The organism is Ningiella algicola (assembly GCF_028401415.2).
Taxonomy (GTDB): Bacteria; Pseudomonadota; Gammaproteobacteria; order Enterobacterales; family Alteromonadaceae; genus Glaciecola.
Genome location: NZ_CP171821.2, coordinates 1,376,067 through 1,394,194, shown reverse-complemented (window position 1 = coordinate 1,394,194; position 18,128 = coordinate 1,376,067). Strand labels below are relative to the sequence as shown.

The following is an 18,128-nucleotide window of genomic DNA, read 5'->3' as shown; positions in this document are numbered from 1 at the left end:
ATGGCCAATCCAATTAAACGAATTGTAGTGCTGGGCAATACACCAGCGGCCTGGCTAAGTGCCGTGTTTTTGCGAAAACGACTTCAAATTGAAGTGATATTAGTCGCACCGCCTATTGATAATCAGCGTATGGAGATGTCGGTGGCAGAGTCCTATACGCCTGATGCATTGAGGCTGCATCAACTTAGTGGGCTTGATGAAAAGCATTGGTTGCTGCCAAGTGGAGGAAGTTTTCAGACAGCGGTAAGACTTTTGGGTAAAAACTACCTAGGGCGAGATGTTGACACCATGATGCCTTACTCGCCTATCGGTGCAAATTTTGATGGTCATGCCTTTCATCATTATGCGATGAAAGCGGGTATAGATGACTTTGAATCGTATTCTTTGGCGGCGAGTATGGCCCGTTCTGACAAGTTTGTGCATCCGGTAGACGATCCGCAGTCCATATTATCTAGTTTCGACTATGCGATTTCATTTAATGTCGTAAGCTACACCAGCCTTATGGTGAAATATGCACAGCATCTTGGCGTGCAAATTCTGAATGTGCCCAGCCTTGATGTTCACATTAAAAACAATGAGGTCGAAGGTGTAGGTTTGCTAGCCGAGGCCTCGCGGAATATCGCCAGTGGCGAGGCGAAAACGGTCACAACTTTACTCAAAGCCGATATATATATTGATGCCAGTGACGAACTCAGCGCTCATTCACAATTGTGCGAGGCCGTTCAGTCCTTGGGTGTAGCAAGCAAGCCCAGCAAAGCAGACTTGGATATGCGCTTGCTAGCTATGTCGAGCCAAGCCTTTCCACCTAATGCCTACAAAACACTGTCAGTAAGCGATTATGGAATTTTCTCCTCACAGGTTCTGCCCCGTGGCATTTGTTACCAAGTTCATTTTGACAGCGCTCACACCTCAAGCGAGGCGGCAAGAGCCGGACTGCTGAAACGCTTAGGTATGACTGAGTCACAGCTTCAAATTCAAGAAACCAAGCTCGATAAAGTTTGCCAATCTGATTACTGGTTAGCTAACTGCATTGCTTTGGGGCAGGGGATTGGCAACAGTGCCTCAGTTGTATTTTCAGACATGGAGCAAAGCTTGCGCGATGTAAATCGTTTTATAGATTTAGCGCCCGCCACGGATGCCTTTGACGTCAATCGAGTTGAATATAATCGAGTGACATTGGCCCAAAAAAGTGCAGTGGCAGACTATCAAAGCTGCCTGCAGTCAGTATTCAATCAAAATAAGGAACCCGTCGAATCCGTTGAAAGCAGGTCGAGTTCTCTTGCGCATCAAATGCGCTTGTTTGCTCAAAGAGGGCATGTGCTGCATTACGAAAACGATCCTATCCCTGAGCATTTGTGGACGAATCTCATGCTATGCTCTGGCTTCTTACCACAGTCGTACCAGCCTCTGATTGATATGCATGACGTGAGCGCTACCTATGCGAGCATTATGCATTTGAAAGCAATGGTTGGTGACACGATTCAATCGCTACCGCCGATTGCGCGCTATATTAATTCAATTACAAAAACGCCTGAGGTTTAAAGTAGTGCCAGTAGTCTCATCGCCATAAAGTCGTCTAGTTGTAAATGGTTTGTTACTGTCGAGCGGGTTATCACCAGCAATAAGTCGAAAATACCATCAAATTCATAAACATCTCTCACGCCCATAAGCTTGCATCGCTTGAAAAAAGTCATGCTTATGTTTTTTTCAAAAGGGATTTTTTCACTATTGCCAGTAATTGAGCCTGATCATCTGAAAACATAGATATTAAACCGATATATTTTTCGATTTCATTGGTGATGCAGATTTGATGAAAAAACATTCAGAATTTTTATAAATTCAGTTTTTATATGGCTTGGAGGGCTTATTTTGCAAATTGTCAGCACTTAAACAAAGGAAAACAGAAAATTCAAAATTAGTTTTTATAAAAATTACTATTCGATATATGAAATTTTGTTATTTAAAGTCTTTGAATTATGAATTTTCACTGTATGTGCCGATTAAAAGCCTAAAAAGTTGCATAGCTAGCCTAATTTGTTACATCAGCTTGTTACGTTCGAAATTATGCTACTTACATCTTGTTTACAAATATTAACGTTTCGTTTAGTTTGACGATGACGCTGTATTTTTCGGCTTTAAGTGAACGATAGATTCGAACACTGAAAATAACGAAATGGTATCAAGAGCTTTACGTCGTTGACTGCTTTTAAATATGTAGGCTTCTATTAGTAAGAGCGGTTGACGCAGCGAGATACGACATAATTCGAAAAACGGGAGCCATTAATGTTTAGGCACACAACGGTTAGGCACACAACTATGCAAACACACTCGCAAAAAAGACGATTTCAAAAAAGTCTAATAGCACTCGCGGTAACCGGCATTTCAACGGGCGCATATGCTCAAGAAGAGCCAGTACAAGAACCTCAAACCGAAGAGGAAATGGCTGAAGTCATTGAGGTACGCGGCCAACGCGGCAACCTCATGCGCGCATCCGACATGAAGCGCGAAGCAGGCACCTTTTTAGACGCTATTGACGCATCAGACATATCTGCACTTCCAGATACCAGTATATTAGAAGCGCTTCAACGTGTTCCAGGCGTTGCCATCGAGCGCTTTGCTGCTCGAAACGACCCTGACCACTTCAGTACAGAAGGTACTGGTATTGTTATTCGTGGCTTGAGTCAAACCCGAAGTGAGTTTAACGGCCGAAGTAGCTTTAGTGCTAACAGTGGTCGTGGACTCAGCTTTGCAGACGTACCACCAGAGCTAGTGGGTAGCGTGCTGGTATATAAAAACCAAATGGCTGAGCTTATCGAAGGTGGTATTTCAGGTACTATCGACTTGCGTACTCGTAAAGCGTTTGACAGTCCTGATCGCGTTTTCGCATTCAACGCTGAATATGTATATGGCGACCTTCGTGAAGAGGGCGCACCGCAGTTTTCATTCTTGTTCAGCGACAGAATGCAGACAGACAACGGCGAGTGGGGCTTCCTAGTTAACTACACCAAGGCGGAAGTTAAATTCCAGTCTGATGGTATACAAACCGGCGTTAACTGGGATGACCGTTCCGACCCTGATGCCGCCGAAGGACAAAATGCCGGCAACCCGCTGTGGGTGTTAGGTAATATTCAAGATGCTAACGGTAACGATGTTATTGGTGCCGATGGTAATCCAATACCGCAACGTGTGCTGCGCGGTGTTGGTGCAAGACGCAAGCAAGACGATCGCGACCGTGAAGGGGGCTCGGCTTCAATCCAATGGCGTTCACCTGATGAAAATACCTTGGTGACAGCTGAATACATCCGTTCTGACTCTTCGCTAGAGTGGACTGAAAATTCAATTGAAATTCAACGAAACGAAAATGGCGTGCTTATCCCAGTTGAAGGCACAGACATCGTTTATGATGAAAATGGATATATGACCGAAGGCTTGCTTACTGCAGCAGGTCCAGCATATCGTTCAAATGTTCCTGGCGATGACCCATTTTTCCGTTTGCAAAACACCCAAAATTGGGGTGACTCAAACAATCCAGACTTCTGGCCTAGGTATGGTTCATTAGTGGAGTCAACCACACGTTTTAGAAGAGACACCAACTTAGTTGAAGACTTTTCTCTTAACGTTAAACACGAAATCGATGACACTTGGTTCTTAGAGTTTGATGCTCAGCGCATTGAAGCGGAAGCAAGCGTTATTGACCACACTTTGTTTTATGGTCAAAACGCGGTTATGTATTACAAGGCGAACGGCGACGATGTGGCCGATATCGGCTTCTATGATCCACAGTACTCAACTGACCCAGGTTTTGAAAGTCAGTTAGGTGTTGATAGCCCTAATAACGCTTGGTGGCGCGCAGGTATGCCTCACTCTCAAGATAATGACGGCGAAGAAACGGCATTTATGTTTGATGCCAAACGCGTATTTGAGAGTGGCTTTATTGAGTCAATCAAAACCGGCGTTCGTTACTCTAAGCGCGATCAGACAACTCGTGAGTCTGCCTATCACTGGAAACATTTACATGCTGCATGGCATGACGGTGGTCCAGCGTTTTTGAATCGCGACCTTCCAACAGCACAAGCATTGGCAGATTTTGTCACAGTTGCTGATTTTAGTGATATGCAGGGCGGTGCGATTGTTCAAGGTTCTCAGTTTATGGTGCCTACCATAGACATTGCGAAGAACTATGGTGATCCAGCATTCTCGAATCTTCTTAAGGAAATGGCTGCTGCAGTAGGATCTGACGGCTATACGCTGCTAAATGAGCGTGTCGACAACGATGGTAACCCTACGGTTGACGGCAGTAACTATTTGAGAGAAGAAATTAACACCATCTCTGAAACAAACACCGCGTTTTATTTACAAGCAAACTATGCGTTTGAAGTAGGTGATGTATTAGTTGATGGTAACTTTGGTGTGCGCTATGTTGACGTGGATACTGAAACCGACGGTTTCGTCATCTATCCTGACTACACAGAAGAGCGTGCTATTTTGGAAGGTGGCCCAGACTACGATCCGAATGACTACGCATTCTTGTTCTTACCAGAGGCAGACAGAGCATTTGGTACAGGTAGCGCAGTGCCGCTTACCTTCACTGATAATTACACCAATCTCTTACCTAGTTTCAATATGCGAATTGAGTTAGCGGATGATATGTTCGTGCGACTTGCTGCTGCTGAAGCTATTGCATATCCAAACTTGGGTCAAAAACGTGGCTTCTTAAGAATTGGAGCAGACGAGATATTCATTACTCGCGAAGTCGCGCTTGATGAAAATGGCAGTCCCATACTGGATGAGGATGGCTCGCCTGTTCAGAATGTCACAGACGCTCAAATTCAGTTCTACCGAGCTAATGGTGGTAATCCAGCCATTCAGCCCATGGAATCCATCAACTACGATGCATCATTTGAGTGGTATTTCGATGAAGGCGCGAACTTCATTGTGTCTTTGTTCTACAAAGACTTGAAGAACTTCTTCTTATCTGGTGACCGTGGTGATGTTATTCAAAACCCAACAACGGGTGCTGAAGAGCCAGTGGTAATCAGTGGCCCAACTAACGGTCAAGAAGGCTCAATGAAAGGTTATGAGCTTGCTTATCAGCAATTCTTTGGAATGCTGCCGGCACCATTTGACGGTCTTGGTGTGCAAGCTAACTATACCTACTTAAGTTCTGATGGTATTCCTAATCCAAATCTAGATGGCGATGGAAGTATCCTTGATGATGCTCGTGATGGTTTGCCGCTCGAGCAACTATCAGAAGATACGGTTAACTTGGTATTGCTTTACGAGAAGAATGCACTTCATGCTCGTTTAGCATATAACTGGCGTTCTGACTTTTTGTTAACAGCACGCGATGTTATCACCAGAAAGCCAATCTTTAACGAAGCAACAGGTCAATTAGATGGCTCTATCTTCTATGACGTGACCGACAATATTTCGGTAGGTGTTCAAGGGGTGAACTTAACCAACGAAACCATCCGAACTACAATGTTGCAAGGTGATGAGCGTTTGAATCGCTCATGGTTTGAGAATGACAGACGTTTCTCGTTAATTGTACGAGGAACCTTCTAAGTAAACATAGGTACACAAACAAGGTTGTATGTTGATAACGACCTGTTGCAAATTGCAGCAGGTCGTTAGACACTGTCTGACAGGGTAGTTTTAAGAAGTAATATCACATGCAAGATGACAAACGAATTAGAAAAGTAGTCATTCTGGGCGGCGGCAGCGCCGGTTGGATGACAGCAGCTTTACTATCAAAACAGCTCACCACCCAATTTTGTGACATCACCCTAATTGAGTCAGAAGAAATTGGAACGGTTTCCGTTGGTGAAGCAACCATTCCCCAAATTATTCAATTTAATGCGGTGCTAGGCATCGATGAAAACGAATTTATTAAAAAAACCAACGCCACCTTTAAGCTTGGGATCCAGTTTAAAAACTGGGGCAAAATTGGTGATGATTATATTCACCCCTTTGGCCAACCGGGCACAGCGGTTGGACCGCTTCCGTTTTATCAATATTGGCTGAAAATGCGTCAGCTTGGTTTTGACCAAGATTACGAAGACTATTCCATTGAGGCGCTTGCGGCGCGTGATGGACGCTTTATGCGTCCGGCTCGCATTGAAAATTCTCCGCTAAGTTCCATTGCATATGCTTATCACTTTGACGCAACTTTGTATGCGCAGTATTTACGAGAATTTTCTTGTGAAAAAGGTGTGGTTCGCATTGAAGGTAAAGTCGATACAATCAAACAACGCGAAAGCGATGGCTTTATCGAGAAACTTAAACTGGCAAATGGTCAAGAAGTAGAGGGTGACTTGTTTATTGACTGCTCAGGCTTTAAAGGACTGTTGATAGATAAAACACTTGGCGCAGAATATGTTGATTGGCGTCATTGGTTGCCTTGCGATAGCGCGGTGGTTGCGCCATGTGCAATCAAAAATGGCGTCAATCCCAATACAACTTCCACAGCTCATACCGCGGGCTGGCAGTGGCGCATTCCATTGCAAAATAGAGTAGGCAATGGCTGCGTATACTCCAGTCAATTTATGAGCCGCGATTCAGCTGTTAATAACTTACTTTCTACAATTGAGAGTGAACCGCTCGCCGAGCCGCGAGACCTCAAGTGGATCACCGGCTATCGAAAAACGCCGTGGGTTAAAAACGTCATTGCCGTTGGCTTATCGGCTGGTTTCGTTGAGCCGCTAGAGTCTACGGGTTTACATACCATTCAAAATGCAATTTCCAAACTGATGATCATGTTCCCAACGAAAGACTTTGTTCAGTCTGATATTGATGCATATAACAGAGTGTCTGAATTAGAGTTTGCTCGCTTGCGAGATTTCATTATTCTGCACTACAAGGCAACTCAGCGCGATGACAGCGAGTTTTGGCGCTACTGCAAAGATATGGATGTGCCTGACACTCTCAAAGAGAAATTTGAGTTGTATCAGGAGAATGGACGCTTTTGGCGTCAAGACAGTGAGCTATTTGGTGAGGCCTCGTGGATTGCAGTATTTGCAGGACAAAATGTTTTCCCGAAAGCACCGCACCCGCTGGTCGACATTTTATCGGACGAAAAACTAAAGGACGAAATGGGGCACATCCAACAAGTGCTAAGCAACTCCGTGATGCGTATCCCCAAACACTTTGACTACATAGATAAGTACTGTGTTAACCCTCAGCTCAAACAAACAGGATAGTGTTGATAGCAACAGGTAAAGCACGAGCAAACTTGTCGTAATTGATTTAATAGAGAGCTCTAAAATGAACATAAATTATCAACGCTCCTTATTCGCAAAACGAAAATGCAGTTCCTTACTGTTACTGATTTCTATGGTGCTCTCATTTACTGCCTATGCGCAAGATCGCAATAAGGAAGTAGATGTCGCTTACGGTAAACTTCTTACGTATCTGCCAGAAAACGCTCAACTCATCCATGTCCCTTACGCAGATAAGCTTGAGTATTACGGTTCCAATATTGTGAGTGAGAGGTTCGAGGATGAAGATGTCACTGGCGGCAAGCTTTTACGCTTAAACGTGCTGAAAGCCAGTAAAAATCCATGGGATGATGCGGTCACAGCAGGCGTTGGCGGCGAAATCAAAAAAGGCGATACGGTTTACATGATGTTTTGGGGGCGAATTGCGCCTGATGATCCAAAAAACGACCAAGTTTCTTTACCAGACGCGGGCTTGCAAAAAGGCGCACCACCTTACAACAAGCTTATGTCTGATAATATTATACTCACCAGAGGCTGGCAAACCTTTGCTATGGCCGGTGTGGCTGACCAAGACTATGGCGCTTATGGCACGCAAATTAGCTTTCCCGTCTCCACTGGTGCGCACATTATCGATTTTGGGCCCGTGTTTATCTTTAACTTAGGGAAAGATATTGACATAAAGAGCTTACCCTTTATGAATTAACGTGTAATAACTATGGGCTGAGACGTGCGAACAAACTGCGACTTTCTCAAAGAGCTGCAGTGCTTATCGTCTAGCCACATAGTCATTTGTTTGAACATCTCCTAAAAGGCCGTTATCCGCAGCTTCTACTGTTGCAGTATTATTAAACACCTGGCGAACAATCAGTGTACGCGGATTGATAACGAACTGATGATACTGTTGACCAAAGGTATCCGCTATCTGCTTAACATTAAACAAGCTTAGCTCATCACCTGCTTGTACCTTATGGCTTTGTCCGAGGTTGATTTGAGCCTGTGTATTTGACACTGCCAGTATTCTTCCCATTGTGGGTTCACATAGAGCCGATTCTTCTAACTCAGCAACGGCTTGGCGCAATGTTGTAAGGGCATTCTGTCCGTACTGACTTTGCCAGAATTCACTTGAACCCACGTCAATTGACTGGGTGCTATAAAAATCCCAAGTGCTGATACTGCGATAAGTTTTTTTAGCCACTGTTTTACCCGTCGCACCATTTATCATAGTCAGCGTGATATCAAATGCTCTTGTATACTGAGGGCCTTTATAGAATTCGAAAGCAGAGCCTGCAGCTTTTTTGACAGATACATCGTCGATACTTGCTGTCAGTACATATTGAGTGCTGCTCTTATTTGCCAAAAATACTGCTTCTTGGGGAGCGTCTGACTTGTGCCAGTCAAACACATATGGCTCAATGTGGGAAACTTCGAGCGAGGTGCTAAATCGGTTCATGATTGATTGAAGCTTTAACGCGACTTCTTTGCCAAGATGATGGATTTGACCATAAGCAGCCTGAGCTTCATATCGTAATGGAAAATAAGTGGTAGAGATCTTTTTGACATAGTCAGCAGCACTGCATTGCGCGTCTTGCGCAAAGATGTCCGCTCTAATTGAGACTGTCACAAAACCGTCGTGGTAGACCTCATCTACTAGTTCTACAGATGAGACCTCGCCACTTGCGCGTATTTCAAGCTTTTCATCGAGCAATAAGCCATTTGCGATTTGTTGCACGCTAGTCACCGAAGCGCCTGCAAACAAAAGTGCTTGGCGAATCGCTTCTTGTGTCGCTTCAGCTCTCGCTTGTTCTTTGTCTCCATTAACAATAATGGCTTGTCCACTTGCGCTAAACCAAGCGGCAAAACTTGGCATGCTTGCGCTTAACAGCAGAACAAAAGTGATAAAAAAGGGCTTGAACATTGCACGCTCCTGGCAAAATAAATACAGCGATATACATACGCTATTCAAGCTCTATGCCAATAGGGTCTGCACTTCCAAGCTAATTTTGCATTAATTAATGCACACACCTTGTGTACTGGCATATGCTTTGCTTCATCCTGATCAAATCAGGTACATAAATGTGTGCGGCGCTTTGTTGCGTCGGTCAAAATGAGGAAACAGCGTTGATTAAATCACTGCCTAATTCATCACCTATGCGAAATTCCATGCTTAATGAAACTAACAAGCGTGCTGAAAACGCAAGTGGCAAAGCTAAGCTAGCCAGAGCGCTATTACTAGCGTGCACCTTCTCTATTAGTGCCTGCTCTTCATTAGTATCGAAGCATGTTGAGTGGGAAACCGTTGCTCCGCAGCAATATCCAGTCTTAAATGCGGTAGGTTATGCGCCTATTGCTGCCCAGCTAGGCTTAAATGATACAAGCAAACGATTACAGGCAATGAAAGCGTCAAAATTAGATGCGTACCGGGAGTTGGCAGAGCAGGTTTATGGGCAGCGTATTGATGGCGATCAGTCCGTTGCAAATCTTATCCTCACTGATACTCAGTTACAAGCCTCAGTAGAAGGCGTAATACGAGGTGCTCGAGTGTTGAAAAGCTATCCTGTAGGAGAGGACACTTATGCTACCGAATTAGAGCTTGATATGGCGCTTGTGTACGACCTTTATTTAAGTACAGCAAAGCCTAAGCGCATAAAAGACGTGACATACTATTAGCGCAGTAAATTAATGCTTATCAGGCACAAAAAAACGCACTTTCTAGTGCGTTTTTAGTGGGTGCAAATCCAAAGTGAGATAATTCTTAAATGACCTTATGCCGAAATACGCTTGCCTAGTAAATCCGCATTTGCCTTGCCAGCACGGTCGTAGGTAATAGACTCTTTTGCTCTAAGTTCCATCATCATATTTCGTAGGTGAACTAAACGAAGCTGCCCATGTTCAACCGACTTTGCGTTGATTTCAGTCAGGTATTTACACTCGTTTAGCACTTTCTTGCAATCTTCTAGCAACGCGGAACAAGCGTGAGGAACGTCTGACTTTTCAGCCACTCTTGCATACATTATTTCCACGGCTTGATCTTGCGACTCTATACTCGCTAGCAACTCAGATTTATCTTGCAACAGCTGCATTAGTTTCTCAGGCTCGCGTGAGCTGATTAAGTGTAACTCTTGCTCCAGAACTGCTTTTAATTCACATAGCAATTCCAGCTGCTTGGAAATTGCATTTTCAAGACTGCTAGCCATGGTAACTCCTAAGCCTTAACGCCTAAAATTTGCGATTCTAGTACCGCAATTTTGTTTGCGAGTACTTCAGGGTTGACGCGGTATTCGCCATCGGCAATTGCTTTTTTAAGCTTGTCCACTTTTTCCTGATTTACGGGCGCTTCGCTACCTTTTTTCTGTACGTTAGCAAGCTGCTGTGCAGACTGCGTTAGCGAAACAGAATCTTGACGAGCAGGCGCCGCATTTTGAGAAGCGGAAGCATTGCTTGCAGCGTTTGAAGACTGCGCTTGTGTTTGCTGTTGCGCGAGTTTAGACGGATCTAACTGCGGCTTGTTTGTGTTGTTAATATTGTTAATTGACATAGTATTGCACCACCATTTATTACCTCTACATCTCTTGTATCGGCTGCACTTGTCTAATCTTTAGTGCTATATGCGACATTTTTTTGTCGCCAAATACAATTATAGCAATTTATTGACAAGCTGCCGTTTAAAAAGTGCTATATGTATACTGAGCACTCAAACAAGCTCTGCTAAGTTTGTTTTACGCTTTTTGTCCAAATACCCTCGTTATCTGGGCCTTGCGACGCTTCGGCGTGTATAGAATGTATCGTAGCGTTTAGCCTGAGGTTTAATTCACAAGCTGTACGTAGTTATGCTGTTAAATACGCTTTTACTTAAATCACACGCTACATGAGCCTATTTGCAACCATCGTGCCAAGCGACACATCTTGCTTCCCTTGACGATACATCGCCCTTCTCACCTGAACCGTTTTATATATTTATGGTAACCCGGTCAGTGCTGGCAACGGTCGCAACTATTCGTTTATCGGACGATATATTACGAACTGCAATCGTATCGCCTAATGTGCCATCTTGCTCTGCGATTCCGTATACCTGAATACTTAAGCCGCCTGCGATAGCGCTGATGGTGACGCGATCCCCCTTGCATACAAAGCATAGCATTGATGCATTAATCACTGTGCCCGGTCGGACTCTGCGTTTCAAACGAGCGCCGCTAATTTCTTCTACTGAGCGAAATGCGCTACCTCGCAAACTGTTTTTACTCACATCAGCCAGAGCAATATTTTGCGATGTTAATAGTGCGCCAGGACTAAGAGTATCGGCACTCACCACCACTTTCTGAATAGTCACGACACTCGCATTTACGAACGTAAACCAATTAAGGTGCGGACAAGACACTTTTACTGAGATATTACTGAGTCGTGGATCGTAGTTTGGACTTTCAAATTCAAACGCTTGCGCACATTTAGGCACAGTAATTCTAGCGTCAAGCTGACGAACACTCACCTGAGTGTCAGCATCTGCGTCATTAATGAGGGTATTCAGAACATAGTCTTTCGTTTGTTCTTGTATAAGCTCGTGAAGATTGGGTTGTGCAACGCCACAAAAACTTACCAAAAATAAAGTAAAGACAATGCTCATTCTTGTCGATACAGAGATATCTTTTATGAAGTGCATGGTAGTCATCCTTTGGTGGCATGTTGATTTCAATCGCATTGTGGAAAACAAATCAAACAATGCGACAAGCTAATATAGCGAATTCAGCAAGGTTCGTGCCACGCAAGAAACAGACTTCTCGCAGTGCCTTTATGAACAAAGCAACTGCACAAATGCTTAGGGGGAATTAATGTCAGGTATTTTAGATTCAGTAAATCAGCGGACGCAGCTTGTCGGCCAAAATCGGTTAGAGCTGCTGCTGTTTAGACTCAATTCGAAGCAGCGCTTTGGCATCAATGTATTTAAAGTGCGTGAGGTGCTTCAATGCCCGCCGCTCACCTCTATCCCAAAGCTAAATTCATTAGTACGAGGTGTCGCCCACATTCGCGGAAAGACTCTCTCAGTTATTGATTTATCTATGGCAACGGGCGGTTCTCGAATAGAAGATTTGACGACAGCCTTTATCATCATTGCGGAATATAATCGCTCAGTACAGGGCTTTCTGGTTGGTTCAGTTGAACGCATTATCAACACCAACTGGGACGCCATAATGCCGCCGCCTACCGGAACAGGAAAAGCCAGTTATTTGACGGCAGTTACAGAAGTTGACGATGAGCTTATTGAAATACTGGATGTAGAAAAAATATTAAATGAAATTTCGCCGCTGTCGACCGAGGTCTCTAACGACATTGCAGATAACGTAGATGTATCAAAGAGCGATGGTAAAATTATCTTCATCGCGGATGATTCCTCTGTTGCTCGCAATCAGGTTAAAAAAGCGCTCAATACGCTAGGCCTTGAAATTGAATCGGCCAAAAACGGAGCCGAGGCGCTAAAACGTCTTAAGGAGCTAGCGGCTGAAACCGGTGATGTGACGGATAAAGTCGGAATTATTGTGTCGGATATAGAAATGCCTGAAATGGATGGTTATACGCTCACAGCCGAAATTAAGAACACACCAGAGCTTTCCAGACTGCATGTTGTTTTGCACACATCTTTAAGCGGCGTATTCAATCAAGCCATGGTAACAAAGGTTGGCGCAGATGATTTTATTGCCAAATTTCATCCAGATGAGCTTGCCTCTTCGGTACAAAAGTGGCTTCAGACTGACCTAAAAGGCAAACTTTGAGTGACAAAGCCAAGACCGTCACAGAGTAAAACTTTACTTTCTGCGGCGCAATACGACAAGTTCGCTCGATTTTTAGAGGCTCGACTTGGTATTACTTTAGGTGTGAATAAGCAATACTTAGTATCGAGCCGCTTATCTAAAGTCATGCGAGATTTTTCGTATGAGGATATCAATATCTTCATTGATCAAGTCGTATCCCAACAAAATCCTAATGTTAGCACTGGCGCGCTAGAAGCGATGACAACCAATGAAACCTTTTGGTTTAGAGACGAGTACCCCTATCAAATTCTTGCAAAACATTTGCTGCCAAACTTAGCTTCGCAAAAGAACAAGTTACGTATATGGAGCAGTGCATGTTCATTTGGACAGGAGCCATACTCAATCGCAATGGTGATTGCAGAATTCCAAAGGCAGTATCCCACAGCCTTTGCCAATGGGGTTGAAATTGTCGCAAGTGACGTATCTCAGCAAGTGTTGGATTTTGCAAAGCAAGGTGAGTATGACGAGCTTGCAATCAATCGTGGCCTACCCACACAAATGCTACAACGATACTTTGAAAGTGGAGTAAGCAATAAGGCATGTATTAGCGCTGCTATTCGCAGCCGCGTGACTTTCAAAAAACTTAACTTGCTCGACAGCATTGCACATCTTGGAAGCTTCGATATTGTTTTTTGCAGAAATGTACTGATTTACTTTGAGGCAGAACGCAAGGCAAACATACTGCAAAAAATTTCCGCTTTACTTCATAATGAGGGTGCGCTTCTATTGGGTGCTTCTGAGTCCATCAATGGCGCAGAACAGCATTTAAGGCTTAAAAAATGTGAGCAAGGCCTATATTATTCAAAGGCTTAGCGTCAGCTAACTGTATTCCCCCCGTTTTAAAAAACTCTAAATTTCTTCTTTTTTATCTCCTTGGCATAGCACTTGCTCTGTTTTTGACATGACAGTCATTTAAGCAATTAGGTATACGTTATGGCCATTAACTTAGACCGCTTAGCAGGATTTCACCACAACGCACTGAAAGTGCGATCTGACAAAATGGAAATCATTGCTGGGAATTTAGCGAACGCTAATACACCGGGTTACAAAGCCCGCGATATAAATTTTCAAGATGCGATGAAGCAAGCCATGGGCACTTCGGGTTTAAATAGCACAGCATCTACTAGTAATAAATTGTCGGTGGCAAGTTCAGGCATGGTGACGACAAACAGTAAACATATGACAGGCGGCGGCGCTCCACGTTTTGATGTGGACTACAGAGTGCCACTTCAACCAGACACAGGCGACGGAAATACCGTTGACGTGCAGCAAGAGCGAAACGCCTTTCTAGAAAACGGTATGCGATACCAAGCGAGCTTAATGTTACTTAACGGCAAGTTCAGCGGCATGAAAAAAGCACTAAGTAGCGGAGGACAATAATGAGTTTATTTAATGTAATGAATATTGCCACAACTGGCATGTCGGCAGAAGGTGTCCGCCTCAATACAACCGCAAGTAATATCGCCAACGCGAACAGTGTGAGCAGCAGTTATGAAGATACTTATCGCGCACGGCACCCGGTATTTGCCGCGGCGCTTGATCAAGCCTCGGCAGACCAAACCAAGGGTGTTGGCGTGCAGGTAAAAGGCATTGTTGAAAGCGATAAACCTTTGCAAATTGAGTATGCACCCGGCAATCCGATGGCAGATGAGAATGGCTATATCTACAAATCGAATGTAAACATCGTTCAGGAGATGGCAGATATGATGTCAGCATCTAAAGCATACGAAACAAACGTGCAGGTGGCCGATACCACCAAACAAATTTTCCGTCGTGTATTGCAGCTTGGTCAAGGTCAGTAATCACTTAGGGTATTAACACTTACGACAATCATTTAATCAGCGTCGTATAGAGGAATATTTTCATGAATGTATTAGAGCAGCAAGGCCTTAATCGAGACTTGTATTGGAACACGGAGCCCGAAGTTCCCATTGCCGATGGCACTGAGCAAACGCTTAAGCAAGAAGACTTTTTTGCTTTGCTTACTGAGCAGTTGGCCAATCAGGATCCAACTAAGCCTGTTGATAATGATCAAATGGTTGCGCAAATGACATCATTTAGTACTGCAGAAGGCATCACTCAATTGAACGAGCAGTTTACTAGCTTTGCCGCATCAATGACTTCGAACCAGGCGCTGCAAGCCTCGGGGTTAATTGGCCAAGAAGTATTGGTGACGGGTAACGTGGGTTATAAAGATGCAGAGGGCACTGGCTTCAGCGGTGTCATTATTAACGAAAATACATCCCAAGACACGCAAATCAGCATTTATAACGGTGCGGGTGAAGTGGTTCGCACTATGGATGTGGGTACGCAAGCAGCAGGCAATATCGAATTTAACTGGGACGGTACTGACCAAAACGGCAATCCATTGCCACCTGGCAATTATGCAGTTCAGGTGCAAGGAAACGTATTTGGAGAAGCTCAAGCGCTTCCTACCGCCATCAATAGACACGTTGACAGCGTTAGCTTAACCAACGCGGGTCAAGGTGTAGTGCTTAATTTAGACGGTGACGTTAGCATCAAGCTAGACGACGTCATTCAAATCGGTAATTCATAGGAGAACATACATGTCTTTTAATATAGCTTTAAGCGGCGTTTCTGCGTCACAAAAAGACCTAGATACCACGGCGAACAACATCGCCAACGTCAACACCGTCGGCTTTAAAGAGTCGCGTGCAGAGTTTGGTGACGTGTATGCGGCTTCATTACTTGCTTCTGGTAAAACAAAAGTAGGTGACGGTGCATTAACACAAGAAGTTTCTCAGCAGTTTTCTCAAGGTAGCTTAAGCTTTACTAACAATGCGCTAGATTTGGCTATCACCGGCAACGGATTCTTTGCAACAATTCCTGAAATTACATCACGCGACTTCTCGTTTACACGAGCAGGGCAGTTTAAGCTTGATAATAATAACTTTGTAGTTAACTCAAATGGTGACAATCTTTTGGGCTTTCCGGTCAATCCTGATGGAACCTCTGCTTCGGTAGCGTTGAGTACGACTGTGCCAGTTCGCATCCCTGACTCATCTGGTTCACCACAAAGCACATCAGAAGTTGATGTACGGTTTAACTTACCCGCCGGTGACCAAACAAAGAATCCAGCACAGTTTGACCCAAGTGACCCCTTGACCTACAACGCGGCTACGTCGGTCACAGTGTATGATTCATTGGGCGATAGCCATGTAATGACCTATTACTTCTTGAAAGACAACGATCCTGCTGCGGTAAATGAATGGTATGTCGCAGCGGCAGTCGATGACCAATTGGTTGATATCACTAATTCTGACGGCACTGACTCAGACCCCGCTACTGCAGTGAACTCTGTTGGCACGGATTCTGGTTTTGCAGTATCGGCTGCAAAATTGCAATTTAGCGAGGGTGGTGATTTTATTGGCATTGAATCTGCCGACGGAAACCCGCAGTTAGACTTAAAAATTGTGACCGAAGCGCTGGGTGGCGATATACTTTCAAATGGTTCAGATGCAACCCAACAAATTGCAATTGACTTTAACTTAGACCCCGTTGGCGCCAATCCAAATGAGCCTACTCAGTTCGCATCTGCGTTTGAAGTAACCTCACTTGAGCAAAATGGTTTACCCGTTGGGCGACTAACCGGCATTGACATTGGCCCTGACGGCCTAGTCAGAGCAACCTTTTCAAACGGTACCTCAGAACCCATTGTGCGTGTGGCGCTAGTTCGCTTTGCAAATGAACAGGGCTTAACGCAGCAATCGGGTACTCAGTGGAAAGAGAGTATATTGTCGGGCGAAGCACTTGCCGGTGAAGCCACCACAGGTACTTTTGGTGACATTAATTCGTCAGCGCTTGAACAAGCCAACGTAAATTTGACGACTGAACTTATCGATATGATTATTGCTCAGCGTAACTTTCAGGCAAACTCACGAGCGCTTGAAGTGAATAACCAGTTGAATCAGACTATTTTGAATATTCGATAGTCGGCAGTTAAAAACTAACTAACCCGAACTCTGGATAAGAGGCAGTGCAGGAATATAAAAAGTGCTGAGATTTCAGATTGTTAGACTCAGTAGTCCTAATGGCGTGGAGGACAAGGCATAAAAGTGACGTAATAGTGATTCTATTGCTCACTTTTATAACGCAGTAATCCGCGCCATTAGGGCTGCTGAGCGCTGTCTCTTATCCAGAGTTCGGGTTAACTAAACACCTACCTTATATCGTAAAAACACCCAAAGCGGATAGAGAGCAACTCTCTTTTATCCGCTTTGGCATTTTCCTTGCTTACTCCCTTATAAGATTTCTATAAACGTCAAATTTGACCGTTTACATACAGCATTCGTTTTGCATGCTACATGAGTGAATTAAGGAAGTATTGATGGACAAGTTACTCTACATCGCCGCTAGCGGCGCCAATCAAGACTTACTGGCTACTGGCGTGAGAGCCAACAACCTGGCTAATGCCCAAACGAATGGCTTTAAAGCCCAGCTTGAGCAAGCGCGTGCCATGCCAGCATACGGCGAGGGTTTGCCGTCCCGTATTTTTAGTATGACTGAGAGTCCAAGCAATAATTACGATAGCGGCGCGATGATCACAACCGACCGTCCATTGGATGTTGCTATTCAAGGTGAAGGTTGGTTTAGCGTACAAACGCCAGAAGGTGGTGAAGCCTTCACGCGAAATGGTAATTTCACGATGACCGCGGAGGGTGCTCTCCAAGACGCTAAAGGCAATTTAGTACTCGGAGAAAACGGTCCGGTTTTCCTGCCTATACCCATTCAAAACGTGACCATTGCAGGTGATGGAACCATCACCACTCAGCTTCAAGGTGCGCCACAAAATGCCATTGAAGAAGTGGGGCGCTTAAAGCTTGTCAATCCAGAATTAAATGATGTTAAACGAAGAGAAGACGGCCTTTTTGAGCTTAAAAATGGCGGCTTTGCTCAGCAAGATAACACCGTGGGCGTTCGTTCCGGCATGTTGGAAGGCTCCAATGTCAATGCAGTCGATGAAATGGTGCAGATGATAAGTTTGCAGCGTCACTACGAAATGCAGGTCAAGCTTATGAGTAAGGCCGACGAATTGTCCATGCGCGGCAACATGATGATGCGCATATTTTAATTAGTGCTTAATTTTTCA

At 44.4% G+C, this 18,128-nt stretch carries 16 protein-coding genes; 12 read left to right on the top strand and 4 right to left on the bottom strand.

Going from position 1 to position 18,128, the window contains the following annotated elements:
* From PN836_RS06230 to PN836_RS06215, 4 genes are all read left to right on the top strand, one after another.
* Entirely contained in the window at positions 1-1,542 is a 1,542-nt protein-coding gene (locus PN836_RS06230) for a tryptophan 7-halogenase (RefSeq protein ID WP_395344386.1), read from the top strand.
* Positions 1,543-2,316: 774 nt separating this feature from the next.
* Entirely contained in the window at positions 2,317-5,565 is a 3,249-nt protein-coding gene (locus PN836_RS06225; protein WP_395344385.1) for a TonB-dependent receptor, read from the top strand.
* A 107-nt stretch (positions 5,566-5,672) separates the two neighbouring features.
* Positions 5,673-7,199 (top strand): tryptophan halogenase family protein, encoded by a 1,527-nt coding sequence (locus PN836_RS06220; RefSeq protein ID WP_395344384.1) that lies wholly within the window; start codon positions 5,673-5,675, stop codon positions 7,197-7,199.
* A 64-nt stretch (positions 7,200-7,263) separates the two neighbouring features.
* Complete coding sequence (locus tag PN836_RS06215) at positions 7,264-7,920, top strand: hypothetical protein (RefSeq protein WP_395344383.1); 657 nt, start codon at positions 7,264-7,266, stop codon at positions 7,918-7,920.
* A gap of 63 nt (positions 7,921-7,983) precedes the next feature.
* Here the strand turns inward: PN836_RS06215 and PN836_RS06210 are convergent, their stop codons facing one another.
* Complete coding sequence (locus PN836_RS06210) at positions 7,984-9,132, bottom strand: flagellar assembly protein T N-terminal domain-containing protein (protein ID WP_395344382.1); 1,149 nt, start codon at positions 9,130-9,132, stop codon at positions 7,984-7,986.
* 245 nt (positions 9,133-9,377) lie between these two features.
* On the opposite strand from PN836_RS06210, the gene PN836_RS06205 reads away from it, so the two are divergent.
* Entirely contained in the window at positions 9,378-9,884 is a 507-nt protein-coding gene (locus PN836_RS06205) for an LPP20 family lipoprotein (protein ID WP_395345498.1), read from the top strand.
* Positions 9,885-9,979: 95 nt separating this feature from the next.
* Here PN836_RS06205 and flgN read toward each other — a convergent pair whose 3' ends face one another.
* The 3 genes from flgN to flgA all read right to left on the bottom strand — a co-directional run bounded on the left by flgN (position 9,980) and on the right by flgA (position 11,871).
* Positions 9,980-10,411, bottom strand: coding sequence for a flagellar export chaperone FlgN (flgN, locus tag PN836_RS06200; protein ID WP_395344381.1), 432 nt, complete (start codon positions 10,409-10,411; stop codon positions 9,980-9,982).
* Positions 10,412-10,419: 8 nt separating this feature from the next.
* Positions 10,420-10,752, bottom strand: a complete 333-nt coding sequence (gene flgM / locus PN836_RS06195; RefSeq protein ID WP_395344380.1) for a flagellar biosynthesis anti-sigma factor FlgM — start codon at positions 10,750-10,752, stop codon at positions 10,420-10,422.
* Between the two features lie 411 nt (positions 10,753-11,163).
* Positions 11,164-11,871: a flagellar basal body P-ring formation chaperone FlgA gene (gene flgA, locus PN836_RS06190; protein WP_395344379.1), complete on the bottom strand. Its 708-nt coding sequence runs from the start codon at positions 11,869-11,871 to the stop codon at positions 11,164-11,166.
* Between the two features lie 169 nt (positions 11,872-12,040).
* Here flgA and PN836_RS06185 point away from each other — a divergent pair, with 169 nt between their 5' ends.
* The 7 genes from PN836_RS06185 to flgF all read left to right on the top strand — a co-directional run bounded on the left by PN836_RS06185 (position 12,041) and on the right by flgF (position 18,110).
* Positions 12,041-12,979, top strand: coding sequence for a chemotaxis protein CheV (locus tag PN836_RS06185; RefSeq protein ID WP_395344378.1), 939 nt, complete (start codon positions 12,041-12,043; stop codon positions 12,977-12,979).
* A complete protein-coding gene (locus PN836_RS06180; RefSeq protein WP_395344377.1) occupies positions 12,980-13,831 on the top strand; it encodes a CheR family methyltransferase in 852 nt (283 codons plus the stop codon). It abuts the gene before it with no gap.
* Between the two features lie 120 nt (positions 13,832-13,951).
* On the top strand, positions 13,952-14,398 hold the full coding sequence (flgB, locus tag PN836_RS06175) for a flagellar basal body rod protein FlgB (RefSeq protein ID WP_395344376.1): 447 nt from the start codon (positions 13,952-13,954) through the stop codon (positions 14,396-14,398).
* Complete coding sequence (gene flgC / locus PN836_RS06170) at positions 14,398-14,820, top strand: flagellar basal body rod protein FlgC (protein WP_395344375.1); 423 nt, start codon at positions 14,398-14,400, stop codon at positions 14,818-14,820. Before flgB ends, flgC begins: the two co-directional genes overlap by 1 nt.
* A gap of 62 nt (positions 14,821-14,882) precedes the next feature.
* The gene (gene flgD, locus PN836_RS06165; RefSeq protein WP_395344374.1) at positions 14,883-15,575 is read left to right on the top strand and encodes a flagellar hook assembly protein FlgD; all 693 of its coding nucleotides are present in this window, start codon (positions 14,883-14,885) and stop codon (positions 15,573-15,575) included.
* A gap of 10 nt (positions 15,576-15,585) precedes the next feature.
* A complete protein-coding gene (gene flgE, locus PN836_RS06160; RefSeq protein ID WP_395344373.1) occupies positions 15,586-16,971 on the top strand; it encodes a flagellar hook protein FlgE in 1,386 nt (461 codons plus the stop codon).
* Between the two features lie 395 nt (positions 16,972-17,366).
* The gene (flgF, locus tag PN836_RS06155; protein WP_395344372.1) at positions 17,367-18,110 is read left to right on the top strand and encodes a flagellar basal-body rod protein FlgF; all 744 of its coding nucleotides are present in this window, start codon (positions 17,367-17,369) and stop codon (positions 18,108-18,110) included.
* The last annotated feature ends 18 nt before the right edge of the window (positions 18,111-18,128 follow it).

Excerpts from the sequence above, each read along its gene's own strand:
- PN836_RS06230 (WP_395344386.1), top strand. The coding sequence starts at position 1 with ATGGCCAATCCAATTAAACGAATTGTAGTGCTGGGCAATACACCAGCG.
- PN836_RS06225 (WP_395344385.1), top strand. The coding sequence starts at position 2,317 with ATGCAAACACACTCGCAAAAAAGACGATTTCAAAAAAGTCTAATAGCA.
- PN836_RS06220 (WP_395344384.1), top strand. The coding sequence starts at position 5,673 with ATGCAAGATGACAAACGAATTAGAAAAGTAGTCATTCTGGGCGGCGGC.
- PN836_RS06215 (WP_395344383.1), top strand. The coding sequence starts at position 7,264 with ATGAACATAAATTATCAACGCTCCTTATTCGCAAAACGAAAATGCAGT.
- PN836_RS06210 (WP_395344382.1), bottom strand. The coding sequence starts at position 9,132 with ATGTTCAAGCCCTTTTTTATCACTTTTGTTCTGCTGTTAAGCGCAAGC.
- PN836_RS06205 (WP_395345498.1), top strand. The coding sequence starts at position 9,378 with ATGCTTAATGAAACTAACAAGCGTGCTGAAAACGCAAGTGGCAAAGCT.
- flgN (WP_395344381.1), bottom strand. The coding sequence starts at position 10,411 with ATGGCTAGCAGTCTTGAAAATGCAATTTCCAAGCAGCTGGAATTGCTA.
- flgM (WP_395344380.1), bottom strand. The coding sequence starts at position 10,752 with ATGTCAATTAACAATATTAACAACACAAACAAGCCGCAGTTAGATCCG.
- flgA (WP_395344379.1), bottom strand. The coding sequence starts at position 11,871 with ATGCACTTCATAAAAGATATCTCTGTATCGACAAGAATGAGCATTGTC.
- PN836_RS06185 (WP_395344378.1), top strand. The coding sequence starts at position 12,041 with ATGTCAGGTATTTTAGATTCAGTAAATCAGCGGACGCAGCTTGTCGGC.
- flgB (WP_395344376.1), top strand. The coding sequence starts at position 13,952 with ATGGCCATTAACTTAGACCGCTTAGCAGGATTTCACCACAACGCACTG.
- flgC (WP_395344375.1), top strand. The coding sequence starts at position 14,398 with ATGAGTTTATTTAATGTAATGAATATTGCCACAACTGGCATGTCGGCA.
- flgD (WP_395344374.1), top strand. The coding sequence starts at position 14,883 with ATGAATGTATTAGAGCAGCAAGGCCTTAATCGAGACTTGTATTGGAAC.
- flgE (WP_395344373.1), top strand. The coding sequence starts at position 15,586 with ATGTCTTTTAATATAGCTTTAAGCGGCGTTTCTGCGTCACAAAAAGAC.
- flgF (WP_395344372.1), top strand. The coding sequence starts at position 17,367 with ATGGACAAGTTACTCTACATCGCCGCTAGCGGCGCCAATCAAGACTTA.